Source organism: Ancalomicrobiaceae bacterium S20, from assembly GCA_040269895.1.
Taxonomy (GTDB): domain Bacteria; phylum Pseudomonadota; class Alphaproteobacteria; order Rhizobiales; family Ancalomicrobiaceae; genus Methyloraptor; species Methyloraptor flagellatus.
In genome coordinates, this window is sequence record CP158568.1 from 3,511,425 (window position 1) to 3,531,228 (window position 19,804).

The 19,804-nt window shown below is 68.2% G+C and carries 16 protein-coding genes and 1 pseudogene; 11 read left to right on the forward strand and 6 right to left on the reverse strand.

The genetic code is table 11. From position 1 onward, the window contains the following. Positions 1-44 precede the first annotated feature (44 nt). The 6 genes from ABS361_15955 (at position 45) to ABS361_15980 (ending at position 8,441) form a co-directional block, all read left to right on the forward strand. Positions 45-1,862: a methyl-accepting chemotaxis protein gene (locus ABS361_15955; protein ID XBY43568.1), complete on the forward strand. Its 1,818-nt coding sequence runs from the start codon at positions 45-47 to the stop codon at positions 1,860-1,862. 171 nt (positions 1,863-2,033) lie between these two features. Further along, positions 2,034-3,965, forward strand: coding sequence for a CHASE3 domain-containing protein (locus ABS361_15960; GenBank protein ID XBY46911.1), 1,932 nt, complete (start codon positions 2,034-2,036; stop codon positions 3,963-3,965). Positions 3,966-4,033: 68 nt separating this feature from the next. After that, positions 4,034-5,761 carry a methyl-accepting chemotaxis protein gene (locus ABS361_15965; protein XBY43569.1) on the forward strand — a complete coding sequence of 576 codons (1,728 nt, stop codon included), beginning with the start codon at positions 4,034-4,036 and terminating at the stop codon, positions 5,759-5,761. Beyond that, a complete protein-coding gene (locus ABS361_15970; protein ID XBY46912.1) occupies positions 5,761-6,255 on the forward strand; it encodes a chemotaxis protein CheW in 495 nt (164 codons plus the stop codon). Before ABS361_15965 ends, ABS361_15970 begins: the two co-directional genes overlap by 1 nt. 163 nt (positions 6,256-6,418) lie before the next feature. Continuing rightward, positions 6,419-7,276: a protein-glutamate O-methyltransferase CheR gene (locus ABS361_15975; protein ID XBY43570.1), complete on the forward strand. Its 858-nt coding sequence runs from the start codon at positions 6,419-6,421 to the stop codon at positions 7,274-7,276. Positions 7,277-7,322: 46 nt separating this feature from the next. Further along, the gene (locus tag ABS361_15980; GenBank protein ID XBY43571.1) at positions 7,323-8,441 is read left to right on the forward strand and encodes a chemotaxis response regulator protein-glutamate methylesterase; all 1,119 of its coding nucleotides are present in this window, start codon (positions 7,323-7,325) and stop codon (positions 8,439-8,441) included. Between the two features lie 27 nt (positions 8,442-8,468). Here ABS361_15980 and ABS361_15985 read toward each other — a convergent pair whose 3' ends face one another. From ABS361_15985 to ABS361_16000, 4 genes are all read right to left on the reverse strand, one after another. After that, positions 8,469-9,296 (reverse strand): carbohydrate ABC transporter permease, encoded by an 828-nt coding sequence (locus tag ABS361_15985; GenBank protein XBY43572.1) that lies wholly within the window; start codon positions 9,294-9,296, stop codon positions 8,469-8,471. Then, a complete protein-coding gene (locus tag ABS361_15990) occupies positions 9,293-10,225 on the reverse strand; it encodes a sugar ABC transporter permease (GenBank protein XBY43573.1) in 933 nt (310 codons plus the stop codon). Before ABS361_15990 ends, ABS361_15985 begins: the two co-directional genes overlap by 4 nt. Before the next feature lie 62 nt (positions 10,226-10,287). Continuing rightward, positions 10,288-11,487: an ABC transporter substrate-binding protein gene (locus tag ABS361_15995; GenBank protein ID XBY46913.1), complete on the reverse strand. Its 1,200-nt coding sequence runs from the start codon at positions 11,485-11,487 to the stop codon at positions 10,288-10,290. 79 nt (positions 11,488-11,566) lie between these two features. Next, positions 11,567-12,628 carry an ABC transporter ATP-binding protein gene (locus ABS361_16000; GenBank protein XBY43574.1) on the reverse strand — a complete coding sequence of 354 codons (1,062 nt, stop codon included), beginning with the start codon at positions 12,626-12,628 and terminating at the stop codon, positions 11,567-11,569. 471 nt (positions 12,629-13,099) lie between these two features. Here ABS361_16000 and ABS361_16005 point away from each other — a divergent pair, with 471 nt between their 5' ends. The 5 genes from ABS361_16005 (at position 13,100) to ABS361_16025 (ending at position 18,601) form a co-directional block, all read left to right on the forward strand. Beyond that, positions 13,100-14,155 carry an ABC transporter substrate-binding protein gene (locus ABS361_16005; GenBank protein ID XBY43575.1) on the forward strand — a complete coding sequence of 352 codons (1,056 nt, stop codon included), beginning with the start codon at positions 13,100-13,102 and terminating at the stop codon, positions 14,153-14,155. A 213-nt stretch (positions 14,156-14,368) separates the two neighbouring features. Next, positions 14,369-15,307, forward strand: a complete 939-nt coding sequence (locus ABS361_16010; protein XBY43576.1) for an ABC transporter permease subunit — start codon at positions 14,369-14,371, stop codon at positions 15,305-15,307. Next, positions 15,304-16,104: an ABC transporter ATP-binding protein gene (locus ABS361_16015; protein XBY43577.1), complete on the forward strand. Its 801-nt coding sequence runs from the start codon at positions 15,304-15,306 to the stop codon at positions 16,102-16,104. Before ABS361_16010 ends, ABS361_16015 begins: the two co-directional genes overlap by 4 nt. Positions 16,105-16,141: 37 nt before the next feature. Then, positions 16,142-17,011 carry a nitrilase-related carbon-nitrogen hydrolase gene (locus ABS361_16020; protein XBY43578.1) on the forward strand — a complete coding sequence of 290 codons (870 nt, stop codon included), beginning with the start codon at positions 16,142-16,144 and terminating at the stop codon, positions 17,009-17,011. A gap of 51 nt (positions 17,012-17,062) precedes the next feature. Beyond that, on the forward strand, positions 17,063-18,601 hold the full coding sequence (locus ABS361_16025; GenBank protein ID XBY43579.1) for an amidohydrolase family protein: 1,539 nt from the start codon (positions 17,063-17,065) through the stop codon (positions 18,599-18,601). Between the two features lie 270 nt (positions 18,602-18,871). Here ABS361_16025 and hutX read toward each other — a convergent pair. Then, positions 18,872-19,366: pseudogene (gene hutX / locus ABS361_16030) on the reverse strand (heme utilization cystosolic carrier protein HutX). 66 nt (positions 19,367-19,432) lie between these two features. Continuing rightward, entirely contained in the window at positions 19,433-19,780 is a 348-nt protein-coding gene (locus ABS361_16035) for an antibiotic biosynthesis monooxygenase (protein ID XBY43580.1), read from the reverse strand. Between the last annotated feature and the right edge of the window lie 24 nt (positions 19,781-19,804).

A 19,804-nucleotide genomic window follows, 5' to 3' on the forward strand; every position in this document is an offset into this window, starting at 1 on the left:
ACGGACAGAAGCTCCGTCACGACCCTTCCAGGAAGGAATCCGCCATGCGCTTCACGATCAAATTGAAGCTGTCCCTCGCCTTCGGCCTCATCGTGCTCATGCTCGCCGGCATCGCGGTGATGGGCATCATGAACCTGTCCAAGATCAACTCGATGCTGGACAACATCGTCACGGGTCCGGCCAAGCGCCTCGAATATGCACTGTCGGCCTCCGCCGCCATGTCCGAGTCGATCCGCGGCCAGAAGAACGCCCTGCTCGCCAAGGATCCGCAGGAGGCCAAGAAGTACTTCAAGGTTTCGGAGGACCAGATCGCGGTCGTCTTCGATCTCGCCAACAAGGGCTTCGAGACCGCCAGCGCCGAGGGCAAGCCCTATTGGGAGGGGTTGAGGAAGTCGGCTGAGACCTTCGCCGTGGCGGCGCGCAAACTGCCGGACATGGTCGCCAGCGGCAACGCCGAGGGGGCGATCAACGCGTCGAACGGCGAGGTCCGCACGGCCGCGACCGAAATGAGCACCGCCATTGCCAAGCTGGTCGAGCTGCAGAAGAGGATCATGCGGGTCGCCGGCGAGAACGCGCAGGCGAGCTACGAAGAGACCAAGATGCAGCTCACGGCCATCGCCGGCATCGCCGCCCTGCTGGCCGTCGGCGCCGCGCTGTGGATGGCGCTCGGCATCGCCCGCGGTCTGCGTCGGGCCGGCGAGCTCGCCGAGGCGGTCGCGATCGGCGATCTCGGCAAGCAGGTCGAGCACAAGGCCAATGACGAGATCAAGGATCTCATCAAGGCGATGGAGCGCATGACCTCCAACCTCAGCGACACGGCCGCCATGGCGACCGAGATCGCCGCAGGCAACCTGATGGTCCAGCCGAAGCCGCTGTCGGACAAGGACACGCTCGGCCAGGCGCTCGAGCAGATGGTCGATCGCCTGCGCGCGGTCGTGAAGGATGCGCTGTCGGCCTCCGACAACGTGTCGTCGGGCAGCCAGCAGCTGTCGGCCGCGTCCGAGCAGATCGCCCAGGGCGCCAGCGAGCAGGCCTCGGCCGCCGAGGAGGCCTCGTCCTCGATGGAGGAGATGGCCGCCAACATCAAGCAGAACGCCGACAATGCCGCGCAGACCGAGAAGATCGCGCGTCAGTCGGCCAAGGACGCGGAAGTGTCCGGCGAAGCGGTCACCCGCGCGGTCAAGGCGATGAGCGTCATCGCCGAGAAGATCTCGATCGTGCAGGAAATCGCCCGTCAGACCGACCTGCTCGCCCTCAACGCCGCCGTCGAGGCCGCCCGTGCCGGCGAACACGGCAAGGGTTTTGCGGTCGTCGCCTCGGAAGTCCGCAAGCTCGCGGAACGCTCGCAGGCCGCCGCCGCCGAGATCTCGCAGATGTCGGGCGACACCGTTCAGTCGGCCCAGGAAGCCGGCGAGATGCTGAACCGGCTGGTGCCGGATATCCGCAAGACCGCCGAACTGGTCTCCGAGATCTCCGCCGCCTGCCGCGAGCAGGACATCGGGGCCTCGCAGATCAACCAGGCGATCCAGCAGCTCGACAAGGTCACCCAGCAGAACGCCGGTGCCTCGGAAGAGATGTCGGCGACTTCGGAAGAGCTCGCCGCTCAGGCCGAGGAGTTGCAGAGCTCGATCGCCTTCTTCCGGGTCGACAACGCCGATGGCCGGTCGAAGCCGGTCGTGCGCAAGCCGGCCGCCAAGACGACCGTCGCCCACATGCCGGCCGCCCCGGCCAAGAAGCCGGCCGCTCCGGCTGCGAAGAAGCCGACGGTCGCCGCCCAGCAGGCGCGCGCCCGCGGCTTCGCGCTCGACATGGCGATGGGCGGTCCGGATGCGGAAGACGCCCAGTTCAAGGAAATCGCCTGACCTGAAGACGGAGCGGCCGGAGGGGGGGCTCCCGGCCGCTTCCTTCCTCCCTCTCTCCACCATCACGGCACCGCAGTCGTCGCGCCGCGGCCGCCTAATCGACGAGACCCGTCGCGCCTATCCGCCGGCCGATCCCGCCGGACCGCTGCTCCAGGGGGCATACCCATGTCGATGTTCGACAACATCTCGATCCCGAAGAAGTTGATGATCGCCCTCGGGCTGATCCTGGTGGCGTCGCTGGTCGTCAGCGGCGCGATCTACTGGAAGTCGCGCGAGGTCAAGGACACCACGGCGTGGAACGACCACACGCTGCAGGTGATCGACGCGGTCAACGACTCGGTGGCAGGCATGGTCAACCAGGAAACCGGCTATCGCGGCTTCCTGCTGGCGGGCAACGAGAACTTCCTCGAGCCCTACAAGTCGGGCTGGGACCAGTTCCACCGGGCCTGGGAGCGCGGCAAGCAGCTGACCTCAGACAACCCGGCGCAGCAGGCGCGGTTCGACGAGATGCGCAAGCTCGCCGACACCTGGCACAACACGATCGCCGAGCGCGCGATCAAGCTGATGCAGAACCCGCAGTCGCATGAGGAAGCGCGCCAGATCGAGATCGGCGGCGCCGGCAAGGCCTCGATGGACGGCCTGCGCAAGGTCGCCGGCGAGATCATCGGCGCGGAGAAGGTGCTGCTCGGCGTGCGCCAGCAGGCGCAGGCCGCCGCCTTCGAGACGATCACCGAGGTGATCATCGGCGGCATGCTCGTCAACGTGCTGATCGCCTTCGGCATCGGCTGGCTGATGACGCAGACCGTCGCCAAGCCGATCGGCCGCGTCAGCGAGGCGCTGGCCAAGCTCGCCGACCCGCTCGACACCGGCCGCCGCGACGAAGTCGGCAAGATGCAGGGCAGCGCCCAGGCCGTCGAAGGCGCCTTCCGCGACATCTCGCAGCTGCTCGGCGCGGTCGCCATCGGCGACCTGTCGCAGAAGCCGCAGCGCAGCTACGGCGGCCTCAGCAACGAGGTGGTCGGCAATCTCGGCGCCATGGTCGGCAACCTCAGCATCACCGCCGGCATCGCCTCCGAGATCGCCAATGGCGACCTGATGGTCCAGCCGAAGCCGCTGTCGGACAAGGATACGCTCGGCCGGGCGCTGGAGCAGATGGTCGATCGCCTGCGTGCGGTCGTGAAGGATGCGCTCGCGGCTTCCGACAACGTTTCGTCGGGTAGCCAGCAGCTCTCCTCGGCCTCCGAGCAGATCGCCCAGGGCGCGAGCGAGCAGGCTTCGGCCGCCGAAGAGGCCTCGTCCTCGATGGAGGAGATGGCCGCCAACATCAAGCAGAACGCCGACAACGCCGCCCAGACCGAGAAGATCGCGCGTCAGTCGGCCAAGGACGCGGAAGTGTCCGGCGAAGCGGTCACCCGCGCGGTCAAGGCGATGAGCGTCATCGCCGAGAAGATCTCGATCGTCCAGGAGATCGCCCGTCAGACCGACCTGCTTGCCCTCAACGCCGCGGTCGAGGCCGCCCGCGCCGGCGAACACGGCAAGGGCTTTGCGGTCGTCGCCTCGGAAGTCCGCAAGCTCGCCGAGCGCTCGCAGGCGGCTGCGGCGGAAATCTCTCAGATGTCGGGCGACACCGTGCAGTCGGCCCAGGAAGCCGGCGAGATGCTGAACCGGCTGGTGCCGGACATCCGCAAGACCGCCGAACTGGTCTCGGAGATCTCCGCCGCCTGCCGCGAGCAGGACATCGGCGCCGCGCAGATCAACCAGGCGATCCAGCAGCTCGACAAGGTGACCCAGCAGAACGCCGGGGCCTCGGAAGAGATGTCGGCGACCTCGGAAGAGCTCGCCGCGCAGGCCGAGGAGCTGCAGAGCTCGATCGCCTTCTTCCGGGTCGACGACGCCCCCGCCGCCAAGCCGGCCGCGCGCAAGCCGGCCGCGCGGACGACCGTCGCCCACGTGCCCGCCGCCGCCCCGGCCCGCAAGCCGGCGACGCCTGCGCCGAAGAAGCCGACGGTCGCCGCCCAGCAGGCGCGTGCCCGCGGCTTCGCCCTCGACATGGCCATGGGCGGTCCGGATGCGGACGACGCCCAGTTCAAAGAAATCGCGTGATCGCGCGGCACCGTCGGCATCATTGCGATGCCGGCGGTGGTCATCTGCGGGATCGGAAGGATCGACCCATGAAATTGTCTCTGAAGGTGAAGCTGGCCCTCGGCTTCGGCGTCCTCATCGTTCTCATGGCGGCGCTCGGCACGTTCTCGCTCGTCCAGATCGGGGCGGTGAACGGCAAGGCGCACGAAATCGCGACGAACTGGATGCCGAGCCTCGACGCCTCGCATCGGCTGAACACCATCACTTCGGATCTCCGGACCGCCGAGCTGCAGCAGGTCATCGCGCATGACGAAGCCGGCAAGAAGAAGTGGCTCGGCGAGATGAACCGGTTGGCCGAGAACGTCGCCAAGGAAGAGGCGGCGTATGAGAAGCTGATCGCTGCGCCGGAAGAAAAGGCGCTCTACGATGGCTTTGTCCAGAAATGGAAGGACTACCTGAAGCTCCACGCCAAGGCGGTCGAGTTCGCGACGCGCAACGAGACCGACAAGGCCATGGAGATCTACGACGGCGAGGCCAGCAAGGTCTATGAGGAGATGTCGCACGCGCTGGACAAGCTCGTCGAGTTCAACAGCAAGGGCGGCAATGCCGCCGCCGACGACGGCTCCGCGATCTACGCGGCCGCCAAGCTGTTCGTCATGAGCGGCCTCGGCGTCTGCGTCGTGCTCGGCTTCGGCATCGCCTTCATGATCACCCGCGACATCTTGAAGACCCTCGGCGGCGAGCCGGACTACACCCGCCATGTGGTCCGCGAGATCGCCGACGGCAATCTGACCGTCGAGGTCAAGGTGCGCCCCGGCGACACGACCAGCCTGATCGCCGCCGTCCAGGAGATGGTCGCCCGCCTCTCGGGCGTGGTCGGCGATGCGCTCTCGGCCTCCGACAACGTGTCGGCCGGCAGCCAGCAGCTCTCCTCGGCTTCCGAGCAGATCGCCCAGGGCGCGAGCGAACAGGCCGCCGCAGCGGAAGAGGCCTCGGCCTCGATGGAAGAGATGGCCTCCAACATCAAGCAGAACGCCGACAACGCCGCCCAGACCGAGAAGATCGCCCGCCAGTCGGCCAAGGACGCCGAGGTTTCCGGCGACGCGGTCAATCGCGCGGTCAAGGCGATGAGCGTCATCGCCGAGAAGATCTCGATCGTGCAGGAAATCGCCCGTCAGACCGACCTGCTCGCCCTCAACGCCGCGGTCGAGGCCGCGCGCGCCGGCGAACACGGCAAGGGCTTTGCGGTCGTCGCCTCGGAAGTCCGCAAGCTCGCGGAACGCTCGCAGGCGGCTGCGGCCGAGATTTCGCAGATGTCCGGCGATACCGTGAAGTCCGCGCAGGAAGCCGGCGAGATGCTGAGCCGGCTGGTGCCGGACATCCGCAAGACCGCCGAACTGGTCTCCGAGATCTCGGCCGCCTGCCGCGAGCAGGATATCGGCGCCGCGCAGATCAACCAGGCGATCCAGCAGCTCGACAAGGTGACCCAGCAGAACGCCGGTGCCTCGGAAGAGATGTCGGCGACTTCGGAAGAGCTCGCCGCCCAGGCCGAGGAGCTGCAGAGCTCGATCGCCTTCTTCCGGGTCGACGGCATCGAGACGTCCGCCAAGAAGTCCGCCCCGGCGCGCAAGCCGGCGGCGAAATCGGGCCTGTCCCATCCGGTCGCGCACATGGCTGCGTCTCCGGCCAGGAAGCCGGCCGCGCCGATGAAGAAGCCGACCGTCGCCGCCCAGCAGGAGCGCGCCCGCGGGTTCGCCCTCGACATGGCGATGGGCGGTCCGGATGCCGACGACGCCAAGTTCAGGGAGATCGCATGATGAAGACCGGTGGCAGCGAAACCCAATTCGTCACCTTCGCGCTTGGTTCTGAAGTCTTCGCGGTGCCGGTCTCGGTCGTCCGCGAGATCCTCGACCATGAGGAGGTGTTCCGGATCCCGAGCGGGCCGGCCTATCTGCTGGGCTTGAGGAACGTGCGCGGCCAGGGCGTGCCCGTGATCGACCTGCGCCTGCGCCTCGGCCTCTCCAAGACCGAGCCGACGCCGCACACGCGCGTGCTGGTGGTCGACGTTCCGGTCGCCGGCCGCGTGCTGACGCTCGGCCTCGTCGCCGATCGCGTGTTCGAGGTGGCCGCCTTCACGTCCGACCAGATCGAGACCGCGCCGGACATCGGCGTGGCCTGGAACTCGGACTACATCGAAGGCGTGGTCCGCCGCGACGCGAGCTTCGCGGTGATCATCAGCCTCGCCCGCCTGCTCACCGAGACCGAGGTCGTCGCGCTCGCCGCGACCCAGGGCAAGGCGCAGGCGGCCTGATCGGCCCGTCCGTCCCAGCAAATCCCTGCCAGCACCCCCCTTGCCGGCAGACACCTGAACGGGAGGTCGGCGACGATTCCGTCGCCGACGGCTCCTCGACCAGACGCGCGCGAGCGATCGCGGCGAACCCGCGGTGGCGTCCCTGCGCCGGGAGAGTACATCAGTGAGCGAAGCAGCCAGCCGACATCATGAGGGCCATGCCACCGAGCGGCTCTCCTCGCGCGACTTCCGGCGTCTCGCGGAGTTCATCAACGACTACAGCGGCATCAAGATGCCGGACGCCAAGCAGACCATGCTGGAGGGCCGCCTGCGCCGGCGTCTGCGCGCCACCGGCCACGATACGCTGGCCGCCTACTGCCGATACCTGTTCGACGAGGACGGGCTGGCGCGGGAAGCGATCCATCTGATCGACGCGGTCACGACCAACAAGACCGACTTCTTCCGCGAACCGACCCATTTCGAGTTCCTGACCCGCACCGCCCTGCCCGCGCTTCGGCGCAACGGGGTGAACAGCATCCGCGCCTGGAGCTCGGCCTGCTCGATCGGCGCGGAGCCCTACACGCTCGCCATGGTGCTGGCCGACTTCGCCGAAGAGCATCGGCCGATGTCCTACTTCATCCTCGCCACCGACCTCTCGACCGAGGTGCTGTCGACGGCCCGTCACGGCGTCTACCCGTATGAGATGATGGCGCCGGTGCCGAAGGACATGAAACGGCGCTATGTCCGCGTCGCCTCGGGGCCGCGTGCGCAGGCGCGCATCGCGCCGGAGCTGCGCTCGTCGGTCGGCTTCGCCCGCATGAACCTGATGGACGACAGCTATCAGGTCGGAGAGCCGATGCACCTGATCTTCTGCCGGAACGTGATGATCTATTTCGACAAGCCGACCCAGGCCAAGGTGCTCAGCCGCCTGTGCGACTGCCTCAAGCCCGGCGGCTATCTGTTCATCGGCCATTCGGAGAGCGTGACCGGCTTCAACCTGCCGATCCGCACGGTCTCCAACACCGTTTTTGAACGAATCTGACATAACAGGTCGAGACAAGGCCTCGCCCGACCGGGAGCGATATCCGATGACCAAGCCCGTCCGAGTTCTGATCGTCGACGATTCCGCCAGCGTTCGTCAGACGCTCGTCAACGTCCTGTCCCAGGATCCCGGGATCGAAGTGATGGGCGTCGCCTCCGACCCCTATGTCGCCGCGCGCCGCATCCGCGAGGAGATCCCCGACGTCATCACGCTCGACGTCGAGATGCCGCACATGGACGGCATCACCTTCCTGCGCAAGCTGATGTCGCAACATCCGTTGCCGGTGGTGATGTGTTCGTCGCTGACGGTGGAAGGTTCCGCGACGCTGATGCAGGCACTCGAGGCCGGCGCGGTCGACGTGATCGTCAAGCCGAAGATCGCCGCGGCCGATCATCTGGCCGAGAGCGCGATGATGATCTGCGAGACCGTCAAGGGCGCTGCCAAGGCGCGCGTCGGCCGGCCGCGCGCCACCGTGGCGCGTGGCGCCGCCGCCGTGCAGCAGGAGGAAGCGAAGGGCTATGGAGCGCCGGCACCGAAGCTGACCGCCGACGCCATGCTGCCGCCCGCGGCACGCGGCGCGATGGCCAAGACCACGGAAGTGGTCGTCTGCGTCGGCGCCTCGACCGGCGGCACCGAGGCGCTGCGCGACTTCCTGGTCGCGCTGCCGGCCAATGCGCCGGGCATCGTCATCGTCCAGCACATGCCGGAAAAATTCACCGCCGCCTTCTCGCAGCGCCTCGACGGGCTCTGTGAGGTGTCCGTCAAGGAGGCCGAGGACGGCGATCCGGTGCTGCGCGGCCATGTGCTGATCGCGCCCGGCGGCCGGCACATGCTGCTCGAACGGCGCGGCGCGCGCTATCACGTAGCGGTCAAGGACGGCCCGCTGGTGTCGCGGCACCGGCCCTCGGTCGACGTGCTGTTCCGCTCGGCGGCGCGCGCGGCCGGTCCGAACGCGATCGGCGTGATCATGACCGGCATGGGCGACGACGGCGCACGCGGCATGCTCGAGATGAAGCAGGCCGGCGCCTTCAACATTGCGCAGGACGAGGAGAGCTGCGTCGTGTTCGGCATGCCGAAGGAGGCGATCGCGCTCGGCGGCGTCGACCGGATCGTCGGGCTCGACGCGATCGCGCGCGAGGTGCTCTGGGCGCATCAGCGCGGCTGAGCCTCGAACCGTGCAGAGGCGCCGACGTCAGCGGATGCCGGCGCGCAGGAAGGATTGCACGAACTGGCGCTGGAAGATCAGGAAGGCGGCGAGCAGCGGCGCGGAGGTCAGCAGCGTCGCCGCGGTGATCACCGACCAGTCGATGCCCTGATCGACCGAGGAGAACACCGACAGGCCGACAGTCAGCGGTCGGGTCTCGACCGAATTGGTGATGATCAGCGGCCACAGGAAGTTGTTCCAATGGTAGCTGACCTGGACGAGACCGTAGGCGAGATAGATCGGCCGCGCGGCCGGTACGTAGACGCGCCAGAGCACACCGAAGGTGCCGCATCCCTCGATGCGGGCCGCTTCCTCCAGTTCCTTCGGCACGGTCTTGAAGGTCTGCCGGAGCAGGAAGATGCCGAAGGCCGAGGTCAGGTAGGGCAGCGCGATGCCCCAGAGCGTATCGACCGCGCCGAGCGCCTTCATGGTGCGATAGTTGGCGACCGCCAGGATCTCGGGCGCGATCATCAATTGCAGCAGGATCGCCGCGAACAGCAGGTCGCGGCCGCGAAATTCGAGCCGTGCCAGAGCGAAGGCCGCCATGGTGCCGAGCACGATCTGCGCGACGACGATCACCGCGACCAGCGCGACCGTATTGAGAAAGTAGCGCGCGAAGGGCGCCGCCGCCCAGGCGCGCTCGAAATTCTCGAGCGTCAGCGGCGCGAAGAGCTCGAAGCGTGTCGCATAGGCCGGCGGGTGGAACGCGGTCCAGACCGCGTAGACGAGCGGCAGCAGCCAAAGGATGCCGAGCGCCCAAGCGGCGGCGGTGTCCAGCACATGGCCGAGGGAGAGGCGTTTCGAGGCCGCGCTCACCGATAATGCACTCCCCGGCCGGCGATCAGGAACTGCACCAGCGCGAGCAGCGCAAGCAAGCCGACCAGCACCATGGTCAGCGCGGTCGCCTGGCCCTGGTCCCAGAACTTGAAGCCCGTCTCGTAGAGGTGGAAGAGCAGCACGTTGGTGGCGTTGTCCGGACCGCCGCCGGTCATCAGGAAGATGTGGTCGATGGTGCGGAACGCATTGATCACCGCGTTGACCAGCACGAACAGCGTCACCGGCATCAACAGCGGCCAGGTCACGCGCCGGAAGAAGGTGAAGCGCGAGGCGCCCTCGATGGTCGCGGCCTCGCGCAGCTCCGGCGGGATCTGCTGGAGCGCGGCGAGGTAGAAGATCATGAAGAAGCCGGCTTCCTTCCAGATTGCCACGATCATCACCGCCGGCAGCGCCGTCGACGGGGTGCCGAGCCAGTTGCCGGCCGCGAAGCCGAACAGCCGGCCGATCTGATCGATCAGGCCATAGTCGGGTGTGTAGAAGAACAGCCAGATGTTGCCGACGGCGATCATCGGCAGCACGGTCGGGGTGAAATAGGCCATGCGCAGGAGCGCGCGGCCGGGGGCGCGGCCGTTGACCCAGAGCGCCATGGCGAGGGCCAGGCCGACCGCCGCGGGGATCGTGCCGGCGGCGTAGACCGCGTTGTTGGCGAGCGACTTCCAGAAGATCGGGTCCGCGACCAGCGCCTCGTAATTGTCGAGGCCGACGAAGCGCGCCGGCCGGGCGCCCTTCGGCGTCGAGAAGAAGCTGTCGATCAGCGTTCGGACGGTCGGGATGTGGGTGAAGGCCGCGAAGATCACGACCGAGGGCAGGAGCAGCAGCCACGCCTCGGTCGATTGCAGCCACGCGCGCCGGCGCGCCGCCGGGCGGCGGGTGGGCGAGACGGCGGCGTCTGCTGTTGCGTCGGTCACGGGTGGCGAACGTCCAGGCAGGAGGCGGACCCGCCGGCACGGAGCCGGCGGGCCGATCTCGATCAGGGATAGGGCTTCAGGATGCGGTCGGCCTCGGCCTGCGCATCCTTCATCGCCTGCGCCGGCGTCTTGGCGAGCGTCAGCGCGGCCTGGAGATTGTCGTTGAGCGCCTTGGCGACCCGCTGGTTCTCATGGGTCGAGAGCTCGGCGACCGCGTGGGCGAGCTGGTCGCGGGCGACGGCGGCGGCCGGGAACTCGGCGATATAGGCCTTCATCGCCGGGGTCTCGAAGGCGGCCGGCGAGACCGCGACATAGCCGGTGGCGATCGACCACTGCGCCGCGCGCTCCGGGGTCGTCATCCACTTGACGAACTCGACCACGGCCTTCTGCTGATCCGGATTGGAACCCTTGAACATGTAGAAGTTGCCGCCGCCGGTCGGGCTGCCGCGGCGCTTGTTCGCCGGCAGCATCGCGACGCCGAACGGGAATTTGGCGTTGGTGCGCACGTTGGTCAGGTTGCCGGTGGTCTGCCACATCATCGCGGTCTTCCCTTCCAGGAAGTCCTTCGGCGTGGTGCCCCACTCGACGATGCCGGTCGGGTGAACCTTGTCCTTGACCGACAGGTCGACCCAGTACTGCAGCGCCTCGACGACCTCGGGTTTGTCGAAGGCGACCTTGTTGCCGGCCGCATTCATCAGCTCGACGCCGTTCGGCGTGGTCAGGCCCTGGAACAGCCAATAGGGGAAGCCCGAGGACGGGATCTCGACGCCCCAGCGGGTGACGTTGCCGTTCGCGTCGCGCTTGGTCAGCTTGGCCGCCATCTCGCGCATCTCGGTCCAGGTCGCCGGCGCCTTCTCCGGATCGAGGCCGGCCTCCTTGAAGGCCTCCTTGTTCCAGTAGAGCACGATGGTCGAGCGCTGGAACGGGATGCCCCAGGTCTTGCCGCCGGTCTGGCTGTTGGCCATGAAGCCCGGATAGAAGCTCGCGAACCACGCCTTGGCGTCGGCACCGGCGGCCTCGTCGAACGGCAGGACGGCGTCCTCGTCGATCAGCGTGTACATGTCGGTCGACAGCGCGACCGCAACGTTCGGGGCGCTGCCGCCCTTCACCGCGGTCAGGATCTTGGCGATCGTGTCCTGATACGAGCCGGAATAGACCGCCTCGACCTTGACGTCCGGATGAGCCTTCTCGAACTCGGCGACCATGCCGTCGACGATCTTCGTCACCGGGCCGCCGACCGCGACCGGGTAATAGAAGGTGATCTTGGTCGCGGCCGCGGCGGCGGTCGAGACGAGGCCGGCGGCGAGCGCGGCGGCGGCGAGAAGGTGCGGCGGCTCAGGATCATGGCGTGACGGTCTCTCTTGCGAGGGGAGCGGGACGGACGGGGGGTGAGGAAAGGAGCGCGGGCGCGTCGATCCGGCGGCCGGTCGCGACGTCGAACCGGTGTTCGTCGGCCGCGTCCCAGGCGAGGCCGACGGTCTCGCCTGGACGCGCGGAGGCGCGGCCGGGGAGACGCGCCGCGACAGTCGTGCCGTCGGCGAGCGCGACCATCACGACCGTGTCGGCGCCGAGATACTCGACGCTCGCGACCCGGCCGGTCCGATGCCCCTCCGACGGGGCGGTGAGACGGACGTGCTCGGCGCGGACGCCGAGACGATGAGCGTCGCCCTCGGCCGCGAGAATGTTCATCGCCGGCGCGCCGATGAAGCGGGCGACGAACAGGCTCGCCGGCCGCTCGTAGAGCTCGACCGGCGAACCGTTCTGCTCGATGCGGCCGCCGTTCATCAGGATCACCCGGTCGGCCATGGTCATGGCCTCGGTCTGATCATGGGTGACGTAGATCATCGTCATGCCGAGCCGCTGCTGCAGCGCGCGGATTTCGAGCCGCATCTCGCCGCGCAGCTGCGCGTCGAGGTTCGACAGCGGCTCGTCCATCAGGCAGATCGGCTGTTCGGCCGCGATCGCGCGGGCAAGCGCAACGCGCTGGCGCTGGCCGCCGGAAAGTTGAGCCGGCTTACGGTCGAGATAGTCGCCGAGGCCGACGAGGCCCGCGACCTGCGCCAGGCGCTGCCGGCGCACCGCCTTCGGCACGCCCCGGACGCGCAGGCCGAAGATGATGTTCTCGGCGACATCGAGGTGCGGGAACAGCGCGTAGGACTGGAACACCATCGCGATGCGCCGGTCCTTCGGCGCCAGCGGCGCGACGTCGGTGCCCTCGATCAGGATCCGCCCGGCGCTCGGATCCTCGAGGCCGGCGATCAGGCGCAGCATGGTGGACTTGCCGCAGCCGGACGGGCCGAGCAGCACGCAGAACTCGCCCGCCTCGACCGCGAAGGAAATGTCGTCGACGACCGTCTTCGCGTCGAAGGCCTTGCTCAGATGCTCGACGCGGATCTCGCTCACCGACGGCCCCAGGATGCGGAAGAAGGCTCCCGCGCGTGGTCACGGCGGGCAAAGGCGAGCCTTGTCCTAGAAGCGGCGGATCACAGATTTGTGTCAGTCGCGACCCGTGGCGAGGGGACTCATCACAGGCTGTAACGACCTGAAAACACCTCGGCTTCTGCGGCATCGCATGCGATGCATTGCCGGCTTGAGCGTCGTTTGCCCACGTTTTGAGCGCGGCTGCGACGGCGGCTCGGACGCCGAAAGGCCGTGCGCGCCGGGAATCCGCCGATGCGCCATTTGGCATGCCCATTGCTGGAGAAGCGTGCAGCGCAGAGCGGTTAGCTCTTATCGGGTTGGCGTGCCCATCGTCGGGATCCCGCAAGCGGTTCCGGCCATGGCACCGCTCATGGCTGGTATCGCGACGGCTCAACGGTGAGGTTCGAGTCGGGCGCGGGGTCCCATGCGGTTCCAACAGGACCGGAGGGGACCATGTGCGATCGTGATGGGACTTTTTATCGGAACTTCTCTCGTCGCAGCTTCCTGAAGACCACCGCGGCCGCCTCGGCGACCGTGGCGCTGCCCGCCCATCTCGCCGGGCTCCTGATGCCGACGCCGGCCTTCGCCGCGACCACCGTCAAGGCGACGCACGGCTCGGGCTTCTGCAACATGGGCATCTTCCTGGCCAAGGAGCGCGCGCTCGCGAAGGCCGACGGCGTCGACCTCGAATTCGTCGTCACCCCGTCGAACACCGAGATCACCACCATGTTCGGCGCCGGTCTCGTCGACATCTCGATGATCCCGTATTCGAACTTCATGACGCTCTACGACGCCGGCGCGCCGGTGAAGATCGTCGCCGGCGGCGGCGTGCAGGGCTGCATCATCGTGGCCAAGGAAGGCATCAAGTCGGCCGCCGACCTGAAGGGCAAGACCTTCGGCACCTTCCAGGCCGACACGCTCGAGGTGCTGCCCTACGACTACCTCAAGAAGGCCGGCCTGTCGTTCAAGGACGTCGACATCAAGTATCTCGACACCTCGCCGGAACTGGCCCAGGCCTTCCTCGCCGGCGCGATCGACGCGATCTGCCACATCGAGCCCTACGCGACGCAGTGCGTCACCGGCCGCAAGGGCGCAACCATCCTCTCCGACGGCACCGATCTCTACGGCCCGGGCTACTCGGATTGCGTGCTCGCGGTCCGCACCCCGCTGATCGAGAAGAACCCGGCCGCCGTGAAGGCGATCATCAAGGCGCTGTTCGTCGCGCAGTCCCAGGCCGAGAAGGACAAGGACGCCGCGCTCAAGGACACGGTCGGCAAGTACTACAAGACCTCGATGGACGCGGCGATCAACGCCTCGAACAAGCAGCCGCTCTGCGTCGACCAGCGCAACCAGACCCAGTTCATCATCGACCGCGGCACGTCGATGCAGGAGCTCGGCTACGTCAAGAAGGCGCCGGACAAGGGCGCGTTCGAGTGGTCGCTGCTGGAGTCCGTGATCGCCGAGAACAAGGCGCTCTACGACGGCCTCAAGTGGAAGTCCGCGGCCTGAGCGACGGATCGGCTCCGGCGTCGGGCGCGGCGTCTCTCCTCTCCCCGCCCGCCCGACCCGGCCTTTCCCGTCGATCGGTCGCTCCAGATCCCTTTGAAAACGCAAGCCCTTTCCGATCAGTGCGTTTCACGCTGATCGGGCCTTGCTCTGATCGAGACCGCCGGCACGGCCCCGTGCCGACGCATCCGAAACCGGGGGCTTTCCGAGGACGTCATGACCATGACTGCAGACATCGCGCCGCCCGGCGGCGCTGCGGCCGGGCCGCTCGACCGATCCGGCGGTGGATCGGTCGGCGGCCCCGCACCGGCGCGGCCCCGCCTCTCCAAGACCGTGAAGCGGCGGCTCGCCGGCCTCTTTTGGGGCATGGCCTCGATCGGCCTGTTCGCCGGGATCTGGGAGCTGCTCTGGTATCTCGATCTCGCCAATCCGCTGCTCTTGCCGCCGCCGCACCTGTTCCTGCAGGACATTCCGGGCACGCTGAAGTTCTTCGACCGGTCGAACAAGGTCGGTTCGGTCGCGACCGGCGGCGGGCTCGGCGCGCTGCTGATCACCATGGGCTGGACGACGTTCCGCGTGATGGTCGGCCTCGGCCTCGGCTTCGTGCTCGGCACGGCGGTCGGCGCGCTGATCCATTATGTGAAGATCGCGCGCAACCTGCTGCTGCCGACCATCCTGCTCCTGGCGCCGGTGTCGCCGGTCGCCTGGCTGCCGGTGGCGATCTTCGTGTTCGGCATCGGCGACGTGCCGGCGATCTTCCTCGTCTTCATCACGGTGTTCTTCGCCATCGTGCTGTCGACCGGGTCGCAGATCGCCAGCGTGCCGAAGAATTATCTGCACGTCGCGCGCATCATGGGCGCGACCGAGCGGCAGACCTTCTGGCGCGTGATCCTGCCGGCGATCCTGCCGAGCCTGTTCATGACGATCCGGCTGAACCTGTTCGGCGCCTGGATGGTGGTGCTGATCGCCGAGGCGGTCGGCGTCGGAACGGGCCTCGGCCAGATCACCTCGATGGCGCGCGCCACCTTCAACGCCAAGCTCGTGTTCTTCACCATGGCGATCATCGGCGTCCTCGGCTTCCTGTCCGACTGGGCGCTGCGCACCGTGCAGCGGAAGATGCTGTGGTGGGTCGCTCCCGACGGAGGTTCCCGATGAACGCCCGCACCAGCCGCCCCGCCGTCTCGATCCGCAACGTCGACAAGGTCTGGACGCCCGAAGGCCGCACGCCGGTCCGCGCGCTCGCCGGCCTCGATTTCGACGTCGCGCCCGGCGAGTTCGTCGTCCTACTCGGACCCTCGGGCTGCGGGAAGTCGACGCTGCTCTACATGATCGCCGGCCTGGAGGAGACCTCCTCCGGCCTGATCGAATGCGACGGCCTGAAAGTGACCGAGCCGTCGGCCGAACGCGGCCTGATCTTCCAGGAGGCCTCGCTGTTTCCCTGGCTGACCATCGCCGACAACGTCGCCTTCGGCCTCTCGGTCCAGGGTGTCTCGCCGGTGCGCCGGCGCGAGATCGCGATCGAGATGCTGAAGCGCGTTGGGCTCGGCGACATGCTCGACAAGAAGCCCGACGAGCTCTCCGGCGGCATGCGTCAGCGCGCGGCTTGCGCGCGGGCGCTGGCCATGAAGCCGAAGGTGCTGATGATGGACGAGCCCTTCGCGGCGCTCGACGTCCAGACCCGGTCGCGCATGCAGGACTTCCTCTTGCAGATCTGGAAGGACAGCGGCGCCTCGATCCTGCTCGTGACCCATTCGATCGACGAGGCGATCTCGCTCGCCGACCGGGTGGTCGTGTTCACCGCCCGGCCGGGCCGCGTGAAGACGATCGTGCCGATCGACCTGCCGCGGCCGCGGCAGTCGCGCGACCCGCGCTATCACGAGTACCGCGACCTGTTCACCGAACTGCTCGCCGACGAGGTCGATCGGGCCTTCGCCGAACAGGAGGCGGCGTGACCGGCCGGCGCCGGTCGCGCGGCTGAAAGGTCACCCCATGTCCGACACGATCAGGATCGGCGCGGTCGCCATCGGCCCCGCCGGGCGGGACGACGCGCCCCTCCTCGACGAGGCCGAGGCGGGCATCCGGTCCGCCGCGGCGGCCGGCGCGCGGCTCGTGGCGCTGCCGGAGCTGTTCGCCGCGCCGTATGTGGCCGGCGAGGCGCCGACGGCGTGGGCGCATCTCGCCGAGCCGCTCGACGGCCCGACCGCGACGCACATCGCCGCGATCGCGACCGCGACCGGAACGGCGGTCCTGTTCGGCATGGCCGTGCCGGACGGAGCTTCGCGGCCGACCAACGCCGCGGTGCTCGCCGCGCCGGGCGCTGCGCCGCGGATCGTCGCCCGCAAGATGAACCTGCCGCCGAAAGCGCCGGGTGATCGCTTCGGCGAGGCCGACCATTTCACAGCCGGTCCGGCCCACATCGAGAGTTTCGACGTCGGCGCGATCCGGGTCGCGACACTGGTCTGCTTCGACCGGCGGCTGGCCTCGTCGTGGGAGCTTGCGCGCGAAGCCGGGGCGGACGTCGTGGCCGTGCTGGTCGCCGGTCCGGCGCCCGGCGATCCGGCCGGCTTCTATGCGGAGGAACTGGCGCGGCACGCCCGCGAGCACGGTCTGCCGACGATCGCAGCGGCGCGCTATGGCGTCGAGACGATCACCGGCCGGCCGGTCCGGCACGACGGGACGACGCTCGCGATCGCGGCCGACGGTCGGGTCATCGCCGCCGTTCCCGATGCCGGGCCGGGCCTTGTCACGCTCGACGTGCCTGCCTTGCCCAGGAACGCCCCGCCCTCGAGCGCAAACGCCTCGAACGCAAACGCCTCGATCACCCTGGCCGCGCCGATCCGTGCCGCGGCGGCCAGCTGATCCTTCAACCCGTGATCATCGAACCAACGACCTGAGAACAAGGAGACACTCATGGGAGATCTGATCGTCCAGGCCCGCCAGCTCGTCACCGGCGTCGCCGACCGTCACACCCCGATCGTGATCGACGACGGCGCGGTTCTGTCCCGCGACGGCGTGGTCGTCGCGACCGGCACGCTCGACGAGATGCTGAAGCTGTCGCCGGCGGCGACCGTGAAGAAGTACCCGAGGCACGCCATGCTGCCGGGCTTCGTCAACGCCCATCACCATGTCGGCATCACGCCGCTGCAGCACGGCTCGCCGGATCATCCGCTCGAGCTCTGGTTCGCCAGCCGCATCCCGGCGCGCCGGATCGATCTCTATCTCGACACGCTCTATTCCGCCTTCGAGATGATCGCCTCCGGCATCACCACCGTGCAGCACATCCACGGCTGGATGCCCGGTGGCTATGCCGCGATCCACGGCGCGGCGACCAAGGTGCTGACCGGCTATCGCTCGATCGGCATGCGCGCCTCCTATTGCTACGCCGTGCGCGAGCAGAACCGGCTCGTCTACGAGGCCGACGAGGATTTTTGCGCCCGGCTGCCGTCGGAACTCGGCGCCAAGCTCGGCGCCTATCTGAAGTCGCAGGCGATGCCGTTCTCGGAGTTCATGACGCTGTTCGATCAGCTCGTCGCGGAGAACGACGGCCAGAAGCTGACCAAGATCCAGCTCGCGCCGGCGAACCTGCACTGGGTCTCCGACGACGGCCTGCTCGCCATGCAGGAGAAGTCGGCGGCGGCCAAGGTGCCGATGCACATGCATCTGCTCGAGACGGCGTTCCAGAAGGAATACGCCTACCGCCGCACCGGCAAGACCGCCGTCCGCCACCTCTACGACCTCGGCCTGCTCGGGCCGCACATGACGCTCGGCCATGGCGTCTGGCTCAATGCCGAGGACATCGACATCGCCGCCGATACCGGCACCTGCATCTGCCACAACTGCTCGTCCAACTTCCGCCTGCGCTCAGGGCTGGCGCCGCTCAACGTCTGGGAGAAGAAGGGCATCAATGTCGGCATGGGCCTCGACGAGGCCGGCATCAACGAAGACCGCGACATGCTGCAGGAGCTGAAGCTCGCGCTGCGCGTCCACCGCACGCCCGGTCTCGACGACGACGTGCCGACGCCGACGCAGATCTTCCGCATGGCCTCGGAGGGAGGCGCCAAGACCACCGCATTCGGGTCGTCGATCGGCCGGCTCGATCCGGGCCGCTTCTTCGACGCCGTGCTGATCGACATCGACAAGGCGTTCTACCCCTATCAGGATCCGGACATCCCGATGCTCGACGCGCTCGTGCAGCGCGCCCATGCCCGGCATGTCGACGCGGTCTATGTCGACGGCGAGGTGGTCTATGCCGACGGCAAGTTTACCAAGATCGACCGCGACGCGGTGCTCGCCGAAATCCACGACCTGCTCGCCAAGCCGCGCACGCCCGAGGAGATCGAACGGCGGGAGCTCGGCCACGCCGTGTTCCCGCATGTGAAGGCGTTCTACGAGGGCTATATCCGCGACGAGCCGCGCAAGCCCTTCTACGAGGCGTCGTCGTCGGTCTGACCGACAGGCTGATCGAGGTTCATCGGAACGACCGTCCGCCCTCCTTCGGGAGGGCGGCGATCTGCAGGACGACTGTCCGCCCTCCTTCGGGAGGGCGGACCGGCATCGGCGCGAGCCGCCGCACGATGCCGGTCCTGACCCGGTCCAACGCGCGGGGCCCATGCCGAGCCAACGCGCCGGACGTGAAGCGGGGAACCCGACTCCCGCTTCAGCTCTTGAGCCGGTGCACCGCCCTTGTCGGCGCGCCGGCGAATTTCTTTCGCGCCGCGTTCAGGGCGCGACGGCGTCCGGGCTCGGCCGGCCGGCTGATCCGTAGGCCGCGCGCAGACGCTCGAAGCGGTCGAGCTGCGCGGCGTCCAGCGTTCGCGCCGCATCGCGGGCGACGAAGACCTTGAACATCGAGTGCCCCTCGGCATCGAAGAATTGCACCGAGCAGGACCGCCGGCCGAAGAACGGCCGGTCGACGAACCAGATCGCGGCGCAGCGATCCGCCTTCAGGTGACCGCCGAGCGGCGTGTCGCCGTGGATGTTGAAGAAGCCGCGGCCGTGGCTGCCCGGCGGCAGCGCGGTCTTGATCTCGAACACGCCGTTGCGGTCGTGGATCAGGAACAGCACCTGGCCCCAGCCGGTCAGGTCGGTCCAGATCGCCTCGAAAGCCTCGCCCGGAATGGCCGAGGCCTGTTCGGACGGGAGCAGGCCGAGCACGGCGGCGAGCGGCAGGCCGTGGCGCTCGGCGACCGCTTCCAGCACGCCGTCCGGCGCGGCGGCGAGATCTGCGGCCGCCGCCTCGAAGCGCCGTCGCGGGGGCGATCTTCTCGATCGCGACCGCGCTCATGCCGCCTCGCCTTCGGCCGGCGCCGAGCTCGGCGCGAAGATGCTCATCGCGACGTCGAAGCCTTCGAATTCGGCCGGACCCGCCATGAAGCCGGCCGAGCGGTGCGCGTTGCGGTGGGCGGCAGCGAACTCCTCGGAATGGGTCCATTCCTCGAAGCGGGTGCGGCTCGCCCAGGTCGTATGGGACGAATAGAGCGTGTGATCGCCGCGGTTCGGGCCGCGCAGCAGATGGAAGGCGACGAAGCCGGGCCGCTTGTGCAGGTGGCTCTCGCGGCTCAGCCACATCTCCTCGAATTCCTTCTCGCGGCCGGCGATGACCTTGAAGCGGTTCATGGCGATGAACATCGGGGGGCTCCTGTCGGGTTCGGG